The organism is Sphingobacterium spiritivorum ATCC 33861, from assembly GCF_000143765.1.
Classification (GTDB): Bacteria; Bacteroidota; Bacteroidia; order Sphingobacteriales; family Sphingobacteriaceae; genus Sphingobacterium; species Sphingobacterium spiritivorum.
The window spans coordinates 1408204-1430151 of sequence record NZ_GL379770.1; the positions used below are offsets into that span (position 1 = coordinate 1408204).

Here is a 21948-nt window from a genome sequence, read left to right on the forward strand (position 1 = left end):
GGGCATTACGCTCATACCATATAACATGCTTTTGATTAAGCCTGTTTCTTCAATGTCTTTTCGCCAAGCACCCAGCTTGCTTTTTTAGGAGGCTGTAATTTCAGGATACGACTTTCTTCTGCATGTCTTCTGATATGACCTATAGCCTCATCGATATCGTCCGTAAATAAGATTAATTCCTGATCATCCGGACTGATTGTGCCTGCTTCTGCCATTATAGCAATGTGTTCCTGAATATGCCGGTGATATTCCAGTCCCATAATTACGATGGGGAACTTTTTTATTTTACCCGTTTGGATCAGGGTAATAGTTTCAAAAAGTTCATCCAGAGTGCCAAATCCTCCCGGTAGTGTGATAATACCAAATGAATATTTGCGAAGAAGCTCTTTGCGGACAAAAAAATATTCAATATTGATATACTTATCCAGGTAAGGATTGGGATGTTGCTCGTGCGGAAGTACAATATTGCAACCTACAGAAGGTCCTCCCGCATCTCTTGCTCCCCGGTTGGCGGCCTCCATTATTCCGGGCCCGCCACCTGTCATAATCGTAAAACCCAGTCTGGAAACCTCTGCAGATACCTTTCTTGCTAAAGCATAATAGGGATGATCTTCCTTGAACCGGGCAGATCCGAATACAGTAATGCAAGGCCCGATAAAATGAAGGGCACGGAATCCTTTAATAAACTGATACACAACTCCGCCTACATATTTAAGTTCCCGCCACCTGCTGCGGGCTCCTTCCATAAACTTCTGTTCTTCTTTTAAAAATATATTCTTCATATACGGCATTAATGCTCAGTTTCTACTGGACTGTTCACAAGTTCGTTTGCTTCTTTCAGGATTTTTTGAGCTTTGTCAGGATTTACATGTATACTTTGCAGAATACTGGGATTATCAAGTAATTCTTTTACCAGTATACATTGATTTTTGAGTAACATCCCTTTTTCAGTATCGCTCAGACAGGTTAGGCAGGTCACCGGATAGAGTCCGTTGTCATCTACACGGACTTTGATGCTGCTGTTTTTAGGATAATTCCATGAAAGCAGATTCATCTTGTAGTATTCTCCGAAATCCGTAGAATCTGATGTAAAATACGCATTTGTGACAAGCCATCCTTCAGTAAAAGTATATTCACCGCCAAAGAAATTAAAAGGAAGATTACTGATATCTTTGACCCTTGACATAAAATACATAGGCGTAGTCACCGAAATTTTGGCTTCGATATCATTTCTGAATTTGCATTCTACAGCCAGCATTTTGTCGCCCTTGAGTGCTACTACATCTATTTCGTGTGACACCGCATGTCCCTGTACGGTCTGACCGTTAATACTTTTGTATCCTTCATCTGCAAAGAGACGGGCGATCCATTTTTCAAAATAAAAACCTTCAGGACCTAATTCACGCAATGCTTTTTTGAGACTATATCGTGCAGCATAAGAATCTCTTTGATTTTTGAGCAGATCAAAAGCAAGCTTATACAATTCTTTAGTTGATATGCCGTCATAAAGATTTTGCTGTATGGATTGAAATACCTTTTCTACATCCTGGTCACTTGCACCTGATCTGGAAAGAGACTGTTTCAGACTATTTGGTTCGAAGGGAACTAACTCTCCCGAATGTTTTTTTACCTGCATAAATTGTTCTGTTGTATACTGATCGCCAGGATCATTAAAGTCCTGAGCGATATGGTTTGAAAAATTTAACTAAATTTTAGGATTCTCCTCAAAACATAAAATAGGACTATTTGTTATAAAGTTATAATAAAGGAGCAAATTATGAGCAATATATTGAATTTAGCTTTAGAAAAAGTCAAGGATAAATTAGACACAGGTTGTGTTGATGGAAATGTCGGCAATTCAGAGCGTGTACTGTCTGTGGTAGCAGGAGGGTTTATTCTTGGCATCGGTATTCGTAATATTTTCAAAAGTCCGTTGACCGGATTTTCTACATTAACTTTGGGCGGTGCTCTGGTTTGGAGAGGGGTAACAGGTAAATGCGTAGTGAAAGATACGATAGCGAAAGCTACAGGTGAACAGGATGTCACTGTAATCGAGCATCGTTATTTTGTAAAATAATACCGACAGGATCCGAAGTGCGATCCGAAAGCATGATAGACAACAAAGCCATTGCAGATCTGCAATGGCTTTGTTATTATACTATAAAATAACATCACTTATTTTATATCTAAAGAATTGCTTCTGAAGTTCTTTTGTCGGATTCTACATCCTGTATGCGAAGACTTTCTTTTGGGGTGATAACAGATTTTCTTCTAAAACCTTTGTTGCGTATAGCCACTACCGTCGTATTATCTTTATACAGATTCCAGTTCATTAATAATACACTGATCAATACGACCACCAATCCGGAAATCTGCAAGCTGGTCACAACATGATCTGAGAAAAAGTAGGTGAGTATGACCGCCACAATCGGATTGACATACGCATATGTACTCACTTCAGTAGCCGGTCTGACCTGTAGCAACCAGATATAAGAGCTGAATGCCAGAATAGATCCAAATACAATCAGGTAAGCTAATGCCCACCAGTTGGCGGTAGTTACAGTTGTATAATCAAAGTTGGCATATTCCCCATTGCTCAATCCTACGATCGTAAACATAACACCGGCGATTACCATTTGCCATGCAGTCTTGACCATGACATGAAGGTCTTCTTTCTGATCAGCAGCTTGCTCTGCTGGTTTGCTTTCCTTTTTTGCACTATATTTAGAATACAATGATCCTGCAGTCCAGGATATAGATCCGACGACCATAGCGATCATCGCCAGTACACGGACTGTTTTCTGAGAAGAGCCATCGGATATCATCAATTGTTCACCAAATAACATCACCACGCCCAGAAAGCCTAAAAAAAGACCGACAATAGTAGGAACACTGGTAAAATTCTCTTTCCATTTGGATCTGTCTAACAGTACAAACCATATAGCTGCAGCAGCAGACATAATTGCTACTATTCCACTGGATATATGCTGTTCTGCCCAGATAACAGCAGCCATATCAATAAATAATAGTAAAAATCCGACAACCAATGCGTCACGAACAGCTTTCTTTTGAAAGAGTTTGTATCCCTTGATTTTGCAATAGCTCATTAAAATAACACTGGCTGTTATAAAACGCAATGAACCTAATACAAAGGGAGGGAAGCTTTGAAGTGCCTTTTCAATGAAGAAAAATGTAGATCCCCATACAATATATACGACTGCATAAGCTGCGATAACCATGGCACCATGGTTCGATTTTTTTAATGTTGCATTTGCCTGCATGATAAATACCTCCTTTATTTACTCCTGTTATTCAGGAATCACCACTTTTTGTTCTTCTTTGACCGTTTGTAAAACGATCGTCGTGCGGGTAGAAATAATTCCGTCGATCTTCGAAAAAGTATTACGCATTAAATCGACAAGACCAGAAGAATCATTTGTTCTTACCTTAATCAGGTATCCGTCATCTCCGGCGATATCATGTACTTCCTGTACTTCAGGAATCTCGGCAAGTAATATGCCTACACCTTGTTCACCGATAATGTCATTTGCCTTGATAAAGATAAAAGACAACAATTTTTGATCTACAGCAGCCGGATTGATCTTAGCATTGTATTGTAAGATAATATTCTTTTGTTCCAGCTTCTTGACACGTTCCAGAATCGCGGAAGGAGCCATGCCCAGTTCTCGCGCAATATCTGCATTGTTTGTACGTGCATTGTCCTGCATAATACGCAGGATCTGAAGGTCAATCTGATCTAAATTATATTCTACTTTTGCCATTCTGGTGCAAAGGTAAGTATTATTGAATAATATTCAAAATATTGTATATAATTATGAATAAAATTCTGACATTAAAATTATGTTAAGAATATTATGCGGATGTCTTTTTATTCTAATACTGATTTAATAACGCTTACAGAGCTAATATGTCCATTTATAATCCTGTATATGCTGATGCCGGTGCCGTCAATTATTCAGCACCGGTAATGTGATATAAGAACTGTTGTGTACATCATGAAAAATACGTTGGGTTGCCTTCTGAAAATCCTGAGGTTCGGCCTCATAGATATTCATGAATTTCTGCGGATTTCTGTCCGCGAGAGGAAACCATGAATTTTGGATCTGTATCATGATGCGATGTCCTTTTTTGAATGTATGCCCTACATCCGGCAACGTATAATTGACTTTAGTAATCTGATTTGGAACGAAAGCTTCCGGCTTGGAGAAGTCATTGCGGTATTTACCTCTCAGAATCTCACCTCTGACCAGCATCTGATATCCGGCCATCATTGTATTTTTATTATTCGGACTATTTTCCGGATATACATCAATAAGTTTTACCACATAATCGGCATCAGTTCCGGTAGTGGATACAACCAGATTGGCGATTACCGGTCCGGTCAACGTCATATCTTCAGAAAGAGCATCCGTCTGATAGGTCATGACATCCGGTCGCGTAGAGGCAAATCGCTGATCATCTACCATATATTCACGTGAACGGCTATCCCATACACCAGCCTGAAAAGGTACCGGATTATTCGGATCACTTACATATTCGTCCCAGCTATCTGTGCGCTGTACTTTATCAAAGGATAATTTGCCATTCGGATGCAGATAGAGATTCCGTTGCTGCGTTTCTTTTGGAGGCCATGAACTGAATTTTTTCCATTCATTGCTTCCCGAAAGGAAGATGTTGGCTTCAGCTGCATTGAAATTACCCTGACCTTTTAAATAGTATTCGAAAAATGGCAATTCCAGTTCTTCCTGATAATGGATGCTGGTCTTTTGATTAAACTGAATATCTCCAAAGGAGCTGCCATCACCTCTGACCCAGCCGCCGTGAAACCAGGGTCCCATGACCAGTATATTGTTATTCTTCTTGTTTTGCTGTTCTATAGATTGGTATGTTTTGAATGCTCCGTAAGCATCCTCTGCATCAAAAAAACCACCTACCACCATTACTGCCGGTTGTACATTGGTCAGATGAGGCGTAATCAGCCTGCTCTTCCAGAATTGATCGTAATCGGGATGTGCAAACAGATCATTCCAGAATTTGATGCTGTCCGCAAAATAAGTCTCTTTCAGATTTTTGACCGTTCCGGCATTCAGATAGAAGCGGTACTGGTCTTTGATTGGAAACTCAAATCCTTTTGGCCCTTTATCCGGTGTGATCGGGTGCGGACGAGGTACGCCAAAAGTGGACATAAAACGGAATGCATCCATCAGAAATAAAGCGCCCCCGTGATGAAAGTCATCTCCGATATACCAGTCTGTCACAGGCGCTTGCGGCGAAACCGCTTTCAGTGCAGGATGTGCATTCACAAGTGAGGCTGTAGAGTAAAATCCCGGATAGGAAATGCCGTATACACCTGCTTTTCCGTTATTATTTTTGATGTTTTTAATCAGCCAGTCAATAGTGTCGTAGGTATCCGTGCTCTCGTCGATGTCTTTCCTGGACGTATATTTACTTTGCTGAGGTCTGACGTCTTCAAAAGTTCCTTCACTCATCCATTTACCTCTTACATCCTGATAGACAAATATGTAACCCTTACGCATCATAGCGGGAAAATTGCCAAGCGTTTTTTTGTACTGATCTGCTCCGTATGGAGAAACAGTATAGGGGGTACGGTTTATCAGAAAAGGATATTTGTTATTTGTATCTTTAGGAATATAGATGGCCGTAAACAGTTTTACACCATCCCGCATAGGTATAAGTTGCTCGACCTTGGTGTAATGCTCACGCACATAAGCAGAGTCTGTCAATATATCCTGAGCAATAACATGGATATAAAGGACAAAAAAAGAAAATAAAAAAGTCGCTTTTAATTTCATAAGGAATAGATTGTGAGATTAAAAGTAGGAAGAATCATAAAAATATCAAAAATCAATCGGTATTAATATCCGTTTCCCGGACAAGATTAAGTTTGCGCCGTAGTTTATTTATAAAGTAAGAAGTCACTAAAGTGACCATAAGACCAATGAAACAGCCCATTCCTACAGATAGGAACCGCTCAAAAGCGCTGAAGTAACTATGTTGTTGCTGTTCGTGTACGAGTACGATGATCAGTGCAACCATGGAAGTACGTGCCACCGTCAGAATATTAAAAAGCCGGCATACAATAATAGACAGAATAATACCGGTCAGCATCATAAAAACCTGATGTACAGGTATAAAATAACAGAACAAACCAATGACAGACCCGATAAAATTAGATTTGAACCGTTCAATAGCTAACTTCTTTGCATCCTTCTCCTCAGGAGAGATCACCAGTACTACTGAAATCAACATCCAGTAGAGTTCTTTTTCAGGAAACTTCCAGTATATATAATACCCTATACCAAATCCGATCAGACAGCGCAAAGCATAAATAATAAGATCCGAGCCTAAGCTATAACGCAGTAATTTATCTTTCATATTCTATTCAAAGGTATCAGTGCACATCCTATGGCGCAAATATAAAATGTAATTACAGGAGGAATAAGAATATTTTTATGATTATGATGCAAGTTTTTGCGTTTTTTAGTTTTAGTTAGGGAAAATTACGCATAAATTAGCATTATCTTTAAGTCTTACACTTTAGAACTTTTGTTAGTAGCTTTGTGAGCTACCTTTTTTAATTTATTAAACGTGGAAAGTATACAATCACTAGACCATTTGAGTGACCTCCTTAGTGGGGATCTTTATTATAACGATACAGCACAGCACCGTACAATTCGTATAGCTTATGCTACCGATGCATCAGTTTATCAGGAACTACCACTCGCAGTAGCGATTCCGAAAGACGTGCACGATCTGCACCTGCTTATGAGCTATGCAACAGCTATGGCAATTACACTGATTCCGAGAACTGCCGGTACCTCTCTGGCAGGACAGGTGGTTGGTAAAGGAATTGTAGTAGATATGTCCAAACATTTTACACGCATCCTCGAATTGAATACCGAAGAGAAGTGGGTGAGAGTAGAGCCGGGAGTAATCCGTGACGATCTGAATGCCTACCTGAAACCTTTCGGGTTAATGTTCGGACCGGAGACATCCACTGCCAGCAGAGCAATGGTAGGAGGAATGATTGGTAACAATTCGAGTGGACTTCACTCTATTGTCTGGGGAGACACACGACAAAACCTTTTGTCGGCAAAGGTTCTCCTTGATGATCAGTCTGAAGTGGTGTTCGAGTCGCTGGATGAAAGTGCCTATTTCAAAAAATTGATTCAAAAGGATCGTGAAGGAGATATTTACAGAAGGATAAATGAAATCCTTACGAATGAGAAGAATCTGCAGGCTATTGAGAAAGGCTATCCTAAAAGATCACTGACCAGACGTAATACAGGTTATGCCCTTGATATGCTTTCGGATAAAACCCAACCGTTTAATATGTGTAAACTGTTGGCCGGATCTGAAGGTACACTGGCAATAGTTACAGAAGCCAGGTTGAAGCTTATGCCTCTGCCTCCCCGCGAATTAGGGCTGCTATGTGTACATTTTGAGGATATGGTCGAGTGTATGCATGGTAACGTGGTTGCACTTTCCCATCGTCCCGAAGCATCCGAGCTGGTGGACAAGTATATCATGGATTTTACGGTCGGTCATCCGACTTATCAGCACAATCGCTTCTTTATAGAAGGCGATCCGCAGGCTTTACTGATTGTGGAGTTCAGAGGGGATACAGCCGAAGAAGTAGCACAAAAGGCATTATTACTTAAAGAAGAACTCATTTCAAAAGGATTGGGGTATGCCTATCCGTATGTGACGGGACCGCAGACAGATCTGGTATGGGATGTGCGTAAAGCCGGACTTGGCCTGATCCGTAACCTGCCCGGAGATAGCCAGCCTGTCAACCTGATAGAAGATTGTGCAGTATCTCCCGAAGATTTGCCGGCTTATGTAACGGATATTCAGAAATTATTACAGGAAGAAGCTGTGCACGCTTCCTACTATGCACATGCCGGAGCAGGAGAATTGCATATAGAACCTTTTGTTAATCTGAAGACTGCAGAAGGAAAGAAAACATTCAGAAGGATACTGGAACGCACCAGTGATCTGATACTTAAATATAACGGTTCCCTAAGTGGAGAGCATGGTGACGGACGGCTGAGAGGAGAGTTTATAGGTAAAGTTTTAGGTGAGGAAGTCTATGCTTTATTAGAGCAGGTCAAGCAGATATTTGATCCCAGAGGTATTTTCAATGCAAATAAAATTGTCAATACACCGCCTATGGATACGCATCTTCGTTATGATAATAATGATAACCGTACCGAGATCAAGACATACTTTGATTTTAGTAAAGATGAAAGTATACTGAGACTGGCAGAGAAGTGTTCAGGTTCGGGAGACTGTCGCAAAACAGAGATTACCGGAGGTACCATGTGTCCTTCTTTTATGGCAACACGACGAGAAAAAGATACAACCCGGGCACGTGCTAATGTTCTGCGGCAATTTCTTACGAACTCTACCCAGACCAACCGGTTTGATCATGAAGAGCTTAAGGAAGTCATGGATCTGTGTCTGAGCTGTAAAGGCTGTAAAACCGAATGCCCTTCCAGCGTGGATGTTGCCAAAATGAAAGCAGAGTTTCTGCAGCATTACTACGATGCAAACGGGGCCTCCTTCCGTACAAAGCTGATCGCTAATTTTACCAAATCCCAGCAACTGGGGGTAGCGGTGGCACCATTGTATAATCTGGTGGTCAAAAGTGATTTCCTGTCCGGGATAGTAAAACGTGTAGTTGGTTTTGCAGCTCAACGATCACTTCCTACAGTGGGAGGTACTACATTGAGTTCGTGGGCAAAAAAACAATCTTACAGCAGTGGCACTAATAAGAAAGTATATCTTTTCAGTGATGAATTTACAGAATACAATGACGTAGAAATTGGTAAAACAGCTTATAAACTCCTGGTAGCATTAGGCTATGAAGTAATCATCCCTAAGCATGTAGAAAGCGGACGGACCTACCTGTCAAAAGGTTTCGTAAAAGATGCCAAAGTATTGGCCAACCGGAATGTCTCTCTGCTCAAAGATATTATATCCGAAAGCACACCTTTGCTGGGTGTAGAACCATCCGGTATAATTACTTTTAGGGATGAATACCCTTCCTTAGTAGACACTGATTTAAGAAGCGCAGCATATGAATTGGGGAAAAATGCCCTTATGATTGACGAATTTCTGGTTCGTGAGATCGAGGCGGGACGTATTCATAAGGAACAGTTTACAGCGGCTTCCAAAAAGATAAAATTACATGGACATTGTTATCAGAAAGCATTCAAACTGGTGAAAGCTACGGAAACATTACTTTCCTTCCCTCAAAACTACGAGGTAGAAGTGATCCCATCCGGATGTTGTGGTATGGCAGGCTCATTTGGTTATGAAAAGGAACATTACGAAGTTTCGATGCAGGTAGGAGAATTAGTATTGCTTCCTGAAGTGCGTAAAACAGATGCATCGACTCTGATTGCAGCGGCAGGTACTTCCTGCAGACATCAGATCAAAGATGGGACAGCGAGAAAATCCTACCATCCGGTAGAGATCTTATATGATGCATTAATCAAATAATTTTTTTGTTCGTATGATAAATGAAAAACAAAATGAATATCTTGGTGTTTTACAGTAAAAAGTAATTAATTGTTAAATCAATATTAATCAATATGAACGTTATAAAAAGTTTATTTGGCATTAGTGTTTTGGCTTTAGCTGTTGCATGTGGTGACTCCGCTAATAAATCCAAAGACGGTAAAAAAACAGGAGAGGTCGCTCTTCATCAGCTGGCGGATTCCACAGATGCAAAAAAACATTTCTATTTTACAATTAAGGAAGACGGTACATCCGATTCGTCTGTTTTTTACGTAGCCAAAGGGTTGTACAATACAGACACAGTAGGGCTTCGACTGGAAGTACTATCGGATATTCAGCCGGGGATCAATGCCGATGGTACACCTAATGAGGATAATGGATTCCGAAAAGGTGCTATTAAGATTTCATCATTGGGAGCTCAATCCGATGCGTTTGTGAAAAGTGCAGCTCACTTGTTCAAAATACCGGAAAGTAAGCCGATGTTGAGTTCTCCGATATTACCGACTGTATTTTCCTCTAATAAAGGTAAAGTCGATCTGACGAAAAACGGAACATATAGCTTCAAATTATTCTTTGATATTCCGAATGATAAGCAAGCTGAAGTGTTTGCTGTGATAGATACATACAAAAATTCATTTGAGATTACTGAAAAGGATTCTACATTTCGTACTCAATTCTTAAAAGCCTTTACTGGTGAATAAAGGTTTTGGAATGATATAAAGTAGGGGAAGGGATGCCAAAAGGTGTCCCTTCTTTGTATAGTTAATTTTAGATTTTGATTGTTGTATATATGCGTATTCGTTACCTGATTCTGATCCTTATTATTTTAAAATGTTGTGTGATTGAAGCTCAACAGTCAACTGTTCCTGTCAGCAGAAGCAGTCTTGGCAAACTTACTGATCCCAGAATGCAGGAAGCTTCAGGTCTGGTCGCTTCCTCGGTGAATAAGCAACATTTCTGGACACATAATGACAGCGGAGATGAAGGACGCATTTTCTTAATCGATAATAAAGCCAGACTCCGGGCAATTTACACATTGGAAGGTGTAGACGCTGTAGATTGTGAAGATATCGCATGGCTTGAAATAGACGGAGAACCTTATCTGTTGCTGGCTGATATTGGTGATAACTTAGCACACAGGTCTTTCGTCTCTTTATATCTGTTTAAAGAACCGATGGCGGATACTTCGCGACTCGTACATCGTATTCCTAAAGAACAGATCCGTCACATTCCGCTGCGGTATCCGGATAAAGCCAGAGATGCTGAAGCCATTATCGTCCTTCCGGAAAACAATCAGATTATGATCTTTTCAAAGCGCGATTTCCGAACGGGTATTTATGTTTCGGATGTATTGGGAGATTCCTTAAAAAACGACGAGCAGCTAAAGAAAGTGGGCGAGTTGCCTTTTAACTTTATTACTGCGGCAGACATTTCCCGTGACGGACGCCAGTTGATTATGAAAAATCTGACGAATGTCTATTACTGGAAACTGGATCCCCCTACAGGAATACTTGAAAACCTGAAGAAACCATTTGTGAAACTTCCCTATAGTCCCGAACCACAGGGCGAAGCTATTGCATTCGACTTGGATGGCACATGTTTTTATACGCTCAGTGAACAACCTTTTGGTTTAAGTTCTTATCTTTATCAATATAAATTCTACAACTATGACCAAAACCATTAAACACATTTTGTGGACAACGCTGTTCTTTACTTTTTGTCAGTTGACATATGCCGCTCAGGTAGATACATTGAGCATTCAGAGTGCGCGCATGAATAAGAAAATTAAAACGGTCGTAATCCTTCCTGATAATTATCAAAAAAGCACATCCCTTCCTGTATTGTATCTGTTGCACGGCTGGTCAGGTAGTTACAATAACTGGGTAAACAAAGTTCCGCATATCAAACAGCTGGTAGATCGGTACAATTACATCGTAGTGTGTCCGGACGGAGGATATGACAGCTGGTATTGGGATATCGAAGGCCAGCCGAACTATCAATATGAAACATTTGTATCCGGCGAGTTGGTCAGCGAGATAGACCGCAAGTATCCGACCTGTAAAGATCGTTCAGGCAGAGGTATTACAGGATTAAGTATGGGTGGGCATGGCGCTCTTTCTCTGGCATTTAAACATCAGGATGTTTATGGTGCTGCAGGAAGCACTTCAGGCGGAGTCGATATTCTGCCATTTGCAAATAACTGGAGTATAAGAGAGCGTATTGGTACTCAGACGCAAAAACCTGAAGAATGGAGCAAAAGATCAGTTATTGAAATGACTCATCTGCTTACACCCGGAAGTTTGAAATTGTTTATCGACTGTGGTTACGGAGATTTTTTCTATCCGGTAAATGTGAAGTTGCACGAAAAGTTACAATACCTTAATATCGAACATCATTTCCTTACATTGCCCGGAAAACACGATTGGAAGTACTGGTCGCAGTCTATTGATTATCAAATGGCCTTTTTTAATCAGTTTTTTCATCAGGAAATCTAAAAATTTTGTCCGATTTGAATAAATAATTTGCCGGCTTAAATAATTGTATGCATATTTGTGACAGAGAAACCATACTAATTACATTATAAACTTATTCAAAGCCAGGCCTTACTCAGTTAAGGCCTGGTTTTTTTTATTATAATTTCTTTTTAGAATGCAGATGATTTTGGTTTTTTAGAAGCGTTGCTAAAATTTTTCTCTCCTTGAAAAGGAGACATGCCCGAAGGGCAGAGAGGTTAAAATATAAGTTTATAACCTCTCCCTAACCCTTTCGACGAGTCGGAACAGGTTATCCTTAAAAGGGACAGGGAATAGCTTTACCGATGATAAGTATTCTTGATCGCGTCTGCTGCTGTCCTCACCGGCAATATGATAATTCTGGTTCTATCATTTGGCGGGGACGCCAAATGACGCTGTTTTGAATTTTTTTAATCTTAAACTTTTATAGTAAAATTGTAGAACCTCACCCTAACCCTTCCGACGAGTCGGAACAGGTTCTCCTTGAAAAGGAGAGGGAATAGGTTCCGTTTTTAAAGTCTGTAAATATTTTAGATATTATAGTTTCCTTTTGATTCCCTACTTAAAAAGGAGAGTAGGTGGGCTTTGTAGAAGCGTTACTAAAATCATCTCTCCTTTTCAAGGAGAGATGCCCGAAGGGCAGAGAGGTTTCAAACCCAGCTCTGCAAAATATTAATTTGCGAAAATATTGGAAGTAAGCATCCTTACCTGTAATAAGTTGCGTTTTCTTTCTCCAAAATGCTGATTGAGCAAACCTGCTTCTACTCTTATTTTCGGACTTACAACGTATCCAACAGAACCATAGAGCCTGTTTTGGTCAAAGGCTTCTTTTTTCATGTTGATAAATACTTCATTATAGGCACTGAAATATACTGTTCGGGGTTTCATCTCCTGTGTTGAGAGCGGTACATTGACACTTAGAAAATAGCGCATGCGCAGATCGGTACGTTTTCGCATAAAGCGTTGTTCAAAGCGGTATCGATGACTTATCGCCACTCTTCCAAACTTTTGTTTAGTGAGGAATTGCTGATAAATGCGATGTTCTGAAATCTGTTCAGGAATAAGACCATCTATATCCTGCAATACATAAGCGTATCCCAGCAAAAGATTGTTATTGTTTTCAGAAAGATCATATCCTACACCTGATCTTAAAAGCAACTGATCCAGATCGCCCATAATATTGTGATTCCGGTATTGAAAATCATAACTTAATACCCAGCGTTTAGCAATCTTTTCATCTCCCATAAGTATATACCATGCACCCAGATCTTCAGAAGAAGCTGACTGAGCAACCGATGGTGTCGCACTAAACATAAGCAGTAAAACTGAAACTGCAGTAAATATAGTTTTCATAGTGTTGTAGATAAAGAATGGTAATAGTCAACACCAAAAATAAGATAATCATCGAATAACATAATTACTACCGAAGAATGATATGGAATTGTTACATGCTCAGAATTCTTATTTCTGATGGTCAGCGAAGCTGACTGATGATAACATTAATCAGAAAAATCTAAACAGAATGTTTCGATTTAAGACTTTATTATTATTTTTTGGTTATGGAATATAAATGAAAATAGATGCCTGGCTATATTTTAGTTGTAAATATTAATCTTTAAGCAAATTATAATGCAAATTACAGATTAACAATAAACTTAACGGAAAATAAACATTGACTGTCAGATTGTTTTATCGGTATTTTATGCTATTTTTACCGGCTGAAAGATTTATGACAATATGTTTCCAAAAATATCAGCCCTTCTCATTTTTTTATTTGTAGTAAAAGTGTGCGTGGCACAAAATACGTATACAATCAGTGGATTTATACGGGATAATAGTACAGGAGAGACCTTAATAGGTGCCATTGTACAAGGTGAAGACCCTAAATTTATAGCACGAACCAACAATTACGGTTATTATGCGTTGAGCCTTCCGGCAGGACAGCATAAATTGACATTTCGGTATGTCGGTTATGCCATCACTGAAGAAGTTATCACTATTAATGATAACATGAAGAAAAATGTCGAATTGATTCCTAATCAGAATGAGCTGGAAGAAGTAGTTGTTTCTGCCCGTAAGAAGAACAGTAATGTGGAAAGCCCACAGATGGGAAGTTTCAAGTTCAATACCTCTGAAATCCGTAATATTCCTGTCGTCTTTGGTGAAAAAGATATTTTAAAAACGTTTCAGTTGTTACCGGGAGTTGCATCCGGAGGAGAGGGTAGTGCTAATTTCTATGTAAGAGGTGGAGGCGGAGACCAGAATCTTATCTTACTGGATGAGGCTACTGTGTACAACTCATCTCACCTTTTAGGTTTTTTCTCAACATTCAATTCGGATGCTATCAAAGATGTCGAACTCTATAAAGGCGGAATTCCTTCACAATATGGAGGACGTATCTCTTCTGTAATGGATATTACCATGTTAGATGGTAACAGCAAAGAATTCAGTATGGAAGGAGGGATAGGACTTATCGCTTCCAGGTTGAAGGTAGAAGCCCCGATTGTAAAAGACAAAAGTTCATTTATGATAAGTGGAAGGAGAACGTATGCGGATATGTTCCTGAAGTTGTCAAATGATGAAGATGCTAAGAAAAGTAAGCTTTACTTTTACGATCTGAATGCTAAAGCTAATTACAAGCTGAATGACAAAAATACCATTTACGTTTCCGGATATTTCGGAAAAGACGAACTGGGTTATTCAGACAAATTCAGTTTTGATTGGGGAAATGCGACAGCCACATTACGTTGGAATAATGTAATTAATGATAAACTATTCAGTAACACCTCATTGATCTACAGTAATTTTAATTACAATGTGAATGTAAATAGTGATAATAATGTATTTAAGATTGCTTCAAAGATCAATAACTGGAACTTTAAGGAAGATTTTCAATATTTCACCAATCCTAAGAATACATTCAAATTTGGTGTTCATTTGCTTTATCAAAAAATATCTCCCGCGAGTCTGAATGCTACAGGAGGTTCGGAAGTCAACTCTATCTTTATCGAACCTCGTAAAGGTCTTGATGCATCGGCATACTTTTCACATGAGTGGAAACCTACCGACAGACTTTCTATGATTTATGGTGTGCGGTTATCAGACTTTTTCGTGCTTGGTCCGGGTACTTTCTACAACTATGATGAAGAAGGAGAACCCATTGGAAGTAATACTTATGGAGATAATAAAGTGATCAAGCAATACCTTAATCTGGAACCCAGATTATCGATGTCTTACAAGCTGAATGAAAAACAAAGTTTAAAATTATCGTTCAACCGTATCACCCAAAATCTGCATCAGCTGACCAATACGACATCCAGTCTGCCTACCGACCAATATGTATTAAGCAGTGCTAATATCAAACCTCAGTATGCCAATCAGGGCGCATTCGGATATTTCCGTAACTTCAAAGACAATACCTATGAGTTTTCGGTAGAAGCATATTATAAGCAAATGGGAAATCAGATCGATTTCAGAAATGGGGCAGACCTGCAGGCTAATAAGTATCTGGAAGGAGAGTTGTTATATGGTGACGGCAGAGCGTATGGACTGGAATGGTACCTGAGAAAAAGAGAAGGCCGCTTCAACGGATGGATCAGCTATACCTTGTCCAAAAGTGAACGCCAGTTTGACGAGATTAATAACGGATCCTGGTTCAATGCCAGACAAGACCGTACACACGATGTATCCGTCGTGGGTATATATCAATTGAGTAAGAAATGGACATTAGGTGCTACATTTGTATATAACACGGGTAATGCCATTACATTCCCCAGTGGTAAATATGAAGTAGATGGCCGTACGATGTTTTACTATACCGAAAGAAACGGATACCGTATGCCGGCTTATCACAGACTTGATCTTTCTGCTACCTATTCACGAAAACGTCCCGGCAAAAAATATCACTCCAGCTGGTCATTTGGTGTTTATAATGCCTACAATCGTAAAAATGCCTATATCATAGACTTCAGAGAAAATGAAGACAACTCGAATATTACTGAAGCCTATCGTATTGCATTATTCGGAGCTATTCCTTCTATTACCTGGGACTTTAAATTTTAATATCATGCAAAGAATTTATTATATCGTATTGTTGTTTAGCGTTTTGCTGGTCTCCTGTGAAGATAAGATTGATATAAATCTTAATGATGCCAGCCCTAAAGTTGTTATTGTAGGTGATTTAAGTAACCTTTCGGATCAGCACCAGATAAGAGTCAGTAAGACAATTGCCTTTAATCAACCGGCAAACAGTATTCCGGTGAATAATGCTACTGTACAGGTGACAGAAGTGGGCGGGAGAACCTACACTTTTCAGCTAAGTGACCAGAATGGAAACTATTCGGTTCGTAATATGCAGCTGAGAGTCGGCAGATCCTACAAGCTTAGTGTAACAGTAGAAGGACAGCTGTATGAAAGTGTATCATCAGTGCCGCCTTATGTAGAAGTTGAAAAGTTCGGATTGAAAGAGGAAAGCATTTTTGGAGATATATATAAATATGTGGTCTTTACATTCACCGATCCTGTGGGAGTAGAAAACTATTACCGGTACCTGATCTCGGTAAATAAGAAAAAAATGGAATTCGCAGCTGTATTAAGTGATAAATTCAATGATGGATTATCCGTTTCTCATGATATTGCCAACGAAGACAATGATCTTGTTGCAGGTGATGAGGTCGTCATTCGCAGACAATGTATAGATAAAGGTGTGTACAGATACTGGAATGATTTTCAGCTTACTAATCCGGGATCGGCATCACCTGCCAATCCTACATCAAATATTACAAATGGTGCACTTGGATACTTCAGTACAAGCAGTGCTAAAGAATATTCAACCATTATTGAATAATCTTATAAAGTGTGAAATGTATACCCTGATGCAGTAAAATGTTCCAATGTTTTGGGCAGGGCATAAGTAACTCTTGGAATGGCTTTAATATTGTCGTGAAAGACAATTATAGAGCCATTTTTAGTATATTTTAAAACGTTTTTAAAACAATTTTCAGGAGTCAGTCTGAGATCAAAATCTCCGGAAAGGATATCCCACATAACGACCTGAAAGTGCTTTAAATGCTTTAACTGACTTCTTTTTGGGCGTCCGTAAGGAGGTCTGAAAAGATCCGTCCCGGTGAGTTGCTGACATTTACTGATATTCTCGAGATATTCCTGATCAGGAGTATCCCATCCCTTCAAATGATTATATGTGTGATTGCCTACACGGTGCCCTTCCGCAAGTATACGGGCGTAAATTTCAGGGTTTTTTACAATATTCTCTCCCACACAGAAAAAAGTTCCCCTGACATCAAAAGCCTTTAAAGTGTCCAGAATAAAAGGAGTTATCTCCGGGATAGGACCATCGTCAAATGTTAAATACAGTTTTTTTTCGTCTCTGGATTTGTTCCATAAGATATTGTCCGGATAATACCACTTCAGAAAAAATGGTGCTTTAACTAAATACATGTTGTGAAATTCAAATAATTATACCAAATTTATGAAATCATAACATTTTAATAGAAGAATGGCCAAAAAATTGACCAACTACCTACTTTTGGGGGCATGCTTATCATTGGCAACATTTTGTCAGGCGCAGAGCAATATTACTGTTCAGGAGGCCATAAAGCTGACTCTTGAGCGTAATCTGCAAATAAAAGAGGCAGAATACAGAAGGCAGCTCACAGAGCAGGATGTGTCGCAGGCAAAAGGTAACCTTTATCCGAATCTTAGTCTGAGTGGTAATCAGAGTAATAATTATGGTTTTGGATTTGACCAGGTCAGCGGTAACGTTGTTCGGGGACAATGGAATCATAATGCAAATGCTCAGATATCTTCCTCTTATGCTGTATTTCAGGGATTTCAACTTGTTAATCAGGTGAAAGCTAATAAACTTCAGTTGCTGGCCGATGCAACAGCTGTAGAAAAAGCAAAGAATGATCTTATTCTGTCTGTACTGACTAATTATCTGCAGGCGATTACGAATAATGAGCTATATGAAGCCAGTAAGCAACAATTAAAACTTTCCAAAGAACAACTTCGTACGGATTCTATTCAGTTTGAAGTAGGCAACAAAACATTGGCGGATCTTTCTCAGGCCAGGAATCAGGTTGCTACGGATGAATTAAATATGCTTAACTCCAATAATGCCTATGAATTGTCCATGCTGGAGCTGAAGCAACTTATGGAGATGCCGGGCGACACCAGTATTTCACTTGTTAAACCCGATATATCAGCGTTAATATCTGAAGCAACTGCTTATGATGCACGAAATGTGTTTTCCCGCGCTCTGGATACGCAGCCAGATATTAAACAGGCACAGATCAATACACAGGTAGCCGAAAAGAATATAGAAATTGCACAGGGCGGATATTATCCTACAGTATCGATCTCTACCGGATATGGAACTAATTATTCGTCCAATGCTAAAAAAGTTGATCCTAATACTTTAGATCCCATGAATCCGCAATTTATACGGATGCCTTTCGGGGAACAATTAGATCAGAATAAATCATTCTCAGCAGGCTTGTCTCTTAATGTTCCGATTTTTAATAACAGAAGAACAAAAACAGCGGTTGCAAAGGCTAAAATTGGCAGATTACAGGCCCAAAATCAGGAAGATCTGGTCAAGCGGAATCTGAATAAAACGATTAATCAGGCGGTACTGGATCTGAAAGCTGCACGCCAGCAGTTTGTATCGTCAGAAACTGCTTTTGTAACAGCAAAAGATGCCTATGAGGTCATCAAGGAACGTTATGATGTAGGCATGGCGAATGCAATGGAACTGTCCACTGCGCAGACCAAAATGAATAAAGCTGAATTTGATATGATCCAGGCAAAATATACATCTGTATTCAAGGAAAAAGTAATAGATTACTATATTGGCAATCCAATAAAATTTTAATTGCAAAACTTATTATTAACTATAAATGGCTAAGAAAAAAAATAGACTTCCTCTCATTCTGGTAATTGCGGCAGTAGTAATTCTCGTCGTATTTGTTGCCGGCAATAAATTGGGATGGTTTGGTGATGGTAACGTAATCAAAGTAGCGGTGGATAAAGTTCAGGAGCGAACTGTTCACGAGCTGGTATCAGCCAGTGGCAAAATCCAGCCCGAATTTGAAGTCAAACTGAGTTCAGAAGTTTCAGGGGAGATCATTGAACTGAATATCAAGGAAGGGGATGTCGTGAGGAAAGGACAGGTACTGTGTCGTGTAAAACCCGATATCCTTCAGTCTGGTTTTGATCAGGCGGTAGCGTCATTGAATATACAGCGTGCAACATTAGCTTCTTCGCAACAACAGTTGAAGCAACAGGAAGCTAATTTTGTAAATACTGAAGCCACATTCAAAAGAAATCAGGAGCTTTTCAAAAAACGTGTCATATCTGCAGCAGAAATGGACAAGGCGGAAGCTGATTATCGCAGTGCACTGGCTTCTATAGAAGCGCAGAGACAGAGCGTGCGTGCTACCCGATACGGGATCGATCAGTCGCAGGCATCAGTCAAACAAGCCGGAGATAATCTGGCAAGAACAACTATTTACGCTCCTTCAGATGGTGTGATTTCTTTGCTGTCTGTAGAACTGGGAGAACGTGTAGTAGGAACTGCACAGATGGCCGGTACGGAGATTATGCGTATTGCGAATATGTCATCAATGGAAGTGAATGTTGATGTCAATGAAAATGATATAAACAGAGTAAAACTGGGGGACCAGGCAGATATAGAAGTAGACGCTTTTCAGGGGCGCAAGTTTGTTGGAGTCGTCACAGAAATAGCAAGCTCCTCAAAGAGCGCCGCAACTACTACTGCGGCATCTACGGCTGAGCAGGTAACAAACTTTAATGTGAAAGTAAGGATATCTCCGGAATCATACGCAGACATCCTGAATAACAATCTGAAGAACCCTTCTCCATTCAGACCGGGACTTTCTGCAACAGTCCAGATCAGAACGAAGACTTCTTCTGGATTAGTGGTGCCGATTCAATCAGTTACCATCCGTACCGATGAGATCAAATCTGATGAATCCAAAGGAGATGATGAAGCGAATAAGGAGAATAAAGCTAAAAAAGCTGCTACAACTGAAAATGCAGGAGCTAAAGAATATGTATTTGTCGTAAACGGGAAAGAGGTCGATATGGTAGAAGTCAAAACGGGTATTCAGGACGATAATTATATTATCATCTTGTCGGGATTGAAGAAAGATCAGGAAGTTGTCTCCAGACCATTTAATGCAATTTCAAAAACTTTAAAAGATAAAAGTAAAGTTGAAAAAGTAGATAAGGATAAGCTTAATTAAGAAATCCTTTACCAGGCTTATTCTTATTTCTTTTCTAATGACAAACATTAAAAATGGAATATGAATAAGCTATTTTATTTTTTCAGACTAAGCAGGGCAGAGCAAAAAGGCTTTTTTGTGCTGCTTGTATTGATAGGATTGATGACTTTCAGTCCGATTGTTTGGAACTTAATACATACATCACCTTCTGTTTCTTATCAGCTCCATATTTTTGAAGATGATAAAACTGTACAATCCTATACAGAAATAGAAAAGCAGGAATCTTTAGATCCGGGATCAACATATTATTCTTCCAAAGCTACACCTCTGAATGCGGTGACCTATTTTGAATTTGATCCTAATCAACTCAAAGCTGAAGGATGGGAAAAATTAGGATTCAAAGCCTATCAGATCCGCATGATCCTCAACTATACGGCCAAAGGAGGTAAATTTTATAAAAAGGAGGATCTCCGCAAAATATATGCTATCAAAGAAGCCGACTATCAACGGATTGAAGCATATATACGTATCCCCAGGACTCCATCAGCGGATCATAATAGCACTGCTGAAACATCGGCACCATATCCCAAAATGTATCAAAATACGGTAAAAACAGCCGTTATCGATATCAATACGGCAGATACCACAGCCTGGATGTCATTAAAAGGAATAGGACCTTCATTTGCGAGACGTATAGTCAGATTCAGAGATGCTTTAGGAGGATTCTATTCAATTCAACAGATTAACGAAGTGTATGGTATGGATGCTGAGCGCTACAAAACAATCGAAAGTTCCTTGGGGGTTGTAAGTACGGATATCAGGCAACTGGAGCTGAATACACTGACTGCTGCCGAACTAGCCAGGCATCCTTATATAAATTATAAACAGGCTACAGCTATTGCCAACTATCGTAGAGAACACGGGAATTATAAAAATATAAATGATTTAAAAGCAGTACTTCTTCTTGATGAAGAATTTTTGCGTAAACTTGAGCCTTATTTGAAATTTTAGCTTATCAGATGATAGAACAACGATTAAGAGAAGTAATCCGGGATATCGAGGATTTTCCAAAACCCGGTATAGTTTTTAAAGATATTACACCCATACTGAAAGATGCAGAACTGTGCACAGCTGTAGTTGAAGCTTTTGTACAACGGCTGGAAGGTAAACGAATTGATGCAGTAGCGGGTATAGAGAGCAGAGGATTTCTTTTCGGGATGATGTTGGCAAACCGACTCAATCTGCCTTTTATTCCCATCCGCAAGCAGGGTAAGTTGCCCTACAATACGATTTCCGAATCTTATGCACTCGAATACGGACAAGCTACAATTGAGGTACACGAAGACGCATTCGAGGCCGGACAGCATATTCTGATTCACGATGATCTGTTAGCTACAGGAGGGACAGTGGTAGCTGCAAGTAAACTGATCGAAAAGCTCGGTGGTCAGGTAGCTGGCTTCAGCTTTGTGATCAGTCTGGATTTTCTGCATAGCCAGGGCAGGTTGACCAGGTTTAATCACGATATTATTTCACTGGTACATTATACCTGACAAACAAACGAACCACACCAGACTAAAGTCTGGTGTGGTTCGTTTGTTATTCCA

The 21948-nt window shown here is 39.6% G+C and carries 19 protein-coding genes; 11 read left to right on the forward strand and 8 right to left on the reverse strand.

Features of this window, described 5'->3' with window-relative positions; all coding sequences use genetic code 11:
* Positions 1–35: 35 nt before the first annotated feature.
* Both HMPREF0766_RS06155 and HMPREF0766_RS06160 read right to left on the reverse strand, forming a co-directional pair.
* Positions 36–782 carry an LOG family protein gene (locus HMPREF0766_RS06155; RefSeq protein WP_037459966.1) on the reverse strand — a complete coding sequence of 249 codons (747 nt, stop codon included), beginning with the start codon at positions 780–782 and terminating at the stop codon, positions 36–38.
* 8 nt (positions 783–790) lie between these two features.
* On the reverse strand, positions 791–1636 hold the full coding sequence (locus tag HMPREF0766_RS06160; protein ID WP_002994662.1) for an ATP cone domain-containing protein: 846 nt from the start codon (positions 1634–1636) through the stop codon (positions 791–793).
* Between the two features lie 141 nt (positions 1637–1777).
* Here HMPREF0766_RS06160 and HMPREF0766_RS06165 point away from each other — a divergent pair, with 141 nt between their 5' ends.
* Positions 1778–2077 (forward strand): YgaP family membrane protein, encoded by a 300-nt coding sequence (locus HMPREF0766_RS06165; RefSeq protein ID WP_002994663.1) that lies wholly within the window; start codon positions 1778–1780, stop codon positions 2075–2077.
* A 109-nt stretch (positions 2078–2186) separates the two neighbouring features.
* Here the strand turns inward: HMPREF0766_RS06165 and HMPREF0766_RS06170 are convergent, their stop codons facing one another.
* The 4 genes from HMPREF0766_RS06170 to HMPREF0766_RS06185 form a co-directional block, all read right to left on the reverse strand.
* The gene (locus HMPREF0766_RS06170) at positions 2187–3281 is read right to left on the reverse strand and encodes an EamA family transporter (protein ID WP_002994664.1); all 1095 of its coding nucleotides are present in this window, start codon (positions 3279–3281) and stop codon (positions 2187–2189) included.
* 27 nt (positions 3282–3308) lie between these two features.
* Positions 3309–3782 carry an Lrp/AsnC family transcriptional regulator gene (locus tag HMPREF0766_RS06175; protein WP_002994666.1) on the reverse strand — a complete coding sequence of 158 codons (474 nt, stop codon included), beginning with the start codon at positions 3780–3782 and terminating at the stop codon, positions 3309–3311.
* A gap of 186 nt (positions 3783–3968) precedes the next feature.
* Positions 3969–5834: a CocE/NonD family hydrolase gene (locus HMPREF0766_RS06180; RefSeq protein WP_002994667.1), complete on the reverse strand. Its 1866-nt coding sequence runs from the start codon at positions 5832–5834 to the stop codon at positions 3969–3971.
* Between the two features lie 52 nt (positions 5835–5886).
* Positions 5887–6417: an FUSC family protein gene (locus tag HMPREF0766_RS06185; RefSeq protein ID WP_002994669.1), complete on the reverse strand. Its 531-nt coding sequence runs from the start codon at positions 6415–6417 to the stop codon at positions 5887–5889.
* 213 nt (positions 6418–6630) lie between these two features.
* Here HMPREF0766_RS06185 and HMPREF0766_RS06190 point away from each other — a divergent pair, with 213 nt between their 5' ends.
* The 4 genes from HMPREF0766_RS06190 (at position 6631) to HMPREF0766_RS06205 (ending at position 12062) form a co-directional block, all read left to right on the forward strand.
* Positions 6631–9549, forward strand: a complete 2919-nt coding sequence (locus HMPREF0766_RS06190) for an FAD-binding and (Fe-S)-binding domain-containing protein (RefSeq protein ID WP_002994671.1) — start codon at positions 6631–6633, stop codon at positions 9547–9549.
* 92 nt (positions 9550–9641) lie between these two features.
* Complete coding sequence (locus HMPREF0766_RS06195) at positions 9642–10268, forward strand: hypothetical protein (RefSeq protein WP_002994673.1); 627 nt, start codon at positions 9642–9644, stop codon at positions 10266–10268.
* A gap of 89 nt (positions 10269–10357) precedes the next feature.
* The gene (locus tag HMPREF0766_RS06200) at positions 10358–11251 is read left to right on the forward strand and encodes a hypothetical protein (protein ID WP_002994675.1); all 894 of its coding nucleotides are present in this window, start codon (positions 10358–10360) and stop codon (positions 11249–11251) included.
* Positions 11235–12062: an alpha/beta hydrolase gene (locus HMPREF0766_RS06205; RefSeq protein ID WP_002994677.1), complete on the forward strand. Its 828-nt coding sequence runs from the start codon at positions 11235–11237 to the stop codon at positions 12060–12062. The genes HMPREF0766_RS06200 and HMPREF0766_RS06205 overlap by 17 nt, the downstream gene beginning before the upstream one ends.
* A 690-nt stretch (positions 12063–12752) precedes the next feature.
* Here HMPREF0766_RS06205 and HMPREF0766_RS06210 read toward each other — a convergent pair.
* A complete protein-coding gene (locus tag HMPREF0766_RS06210; protein WP_002994679.1) occupies positions 12753–13433 on the reverse strand; it encodes a DUF2490 domain-containing protein in 681 nt (226 codons plus the stop codon).
* 384 nt (positions 13434–13817) lie between these two features.
* Between HMPREF0766_RS06210 and HMPREF0766_RS06215 the strand changes: the two genes are divergently transcribed.
* Positions 13818–16142: a TonB-dependent receptor gene (locus HMPREF0766_RS06215; protein WP_002994680.1), complete on the forward strand. Its 2325-nt coding sequence runs from the start codon at positions 13818–13820 to the stop codon at positions 16140–16142.
* 4 nt (positions 16143–16146) lie between these two features.
* The gene (locus HMPREF0766_RS06220; protein ID WP_002994681.1) at positions 16147–16926 is read left to right on the forward strand and encodes a DUF4249 domain-containing protein; all 780 of its coding nucleotides are present in this window, start codon (positions 16147–16149) and stop codon (positions 16924–16926) included.
* Between the two features lie 2 nt (positions 16927–16928).
* Here HMPREF0766_RS06220 and HMPREF0766_RS06225 read toward each other — a convergent pair whose 3' ends face one another.
* On the reverse strand, positions 16929–17537 hold the full coding sequence (locus HMPREF0766_RS06225; protein ID WP_002994682.1) for a polysaccharide deacetylase family protein: 609 nt from the start codon (positions 17535–17537) through the stop codon (positions 16929–16931).
* Between the two features lie 58 nt (positions 17538–17595).
* On the opposite strand from HMPREF0766_RS06225, the gene HMPREF0766_RS06230 reads away from it, so the two are divergent.
* The 4 genes from HMPREF0766_RS06230 to HMPREF0766_RS06245 are packed head-to-tail and all read left to right on the forward strand — an operon-like array spanning position 17596 to position 21894.
* On the forward strand, positions 17596–18972 hold the full coding sequence (locus HMPREF0766_RS06230; protein WP_002994684.1) for a TolC family protein: 1377 nt from the start codon (positions 17596–17598) through the stop codon (positions 18970–18972).
* Positions 18973–18997: 25 nt separating this feature from the next.
* Entirely contained in the window at positions 18998–20365 is a 1368-nt protein-coding gene (locus HMPREF0766_RS06235; protein ID WP_002994686.1) for an efflux RND transporter periplasmic adaptor subunit, read from the forward strand.
* A gap of 60 nt (positions 20366–20425) precedes the next feature.
* Positions 20426–21355: a ComEA family DNA-binding protein gene (locus HMPREF0766_RS06240; protein WP_002994687.1), complete on the forward strand. Its 930-nt coding sequence runs from the start codon at positions 20426–20428 to the stop codon at positions 21353–21355.
* Positions 21356–21363: 8 nt separating this feature from the next.
* Positions 21364–21894 (forward strand): adenine phosphoribosyltransferase, encoded by a 531-nt coding sequence (locus tag HMPREF0766_RS06245; RefSeq protein WP_002994688.1) that lies wholly within the window; start codon positions 21364–21366, stop codon positions 21892–21894.
* Positions 21895–21948 lie beyond the last annotated feature (54 nt).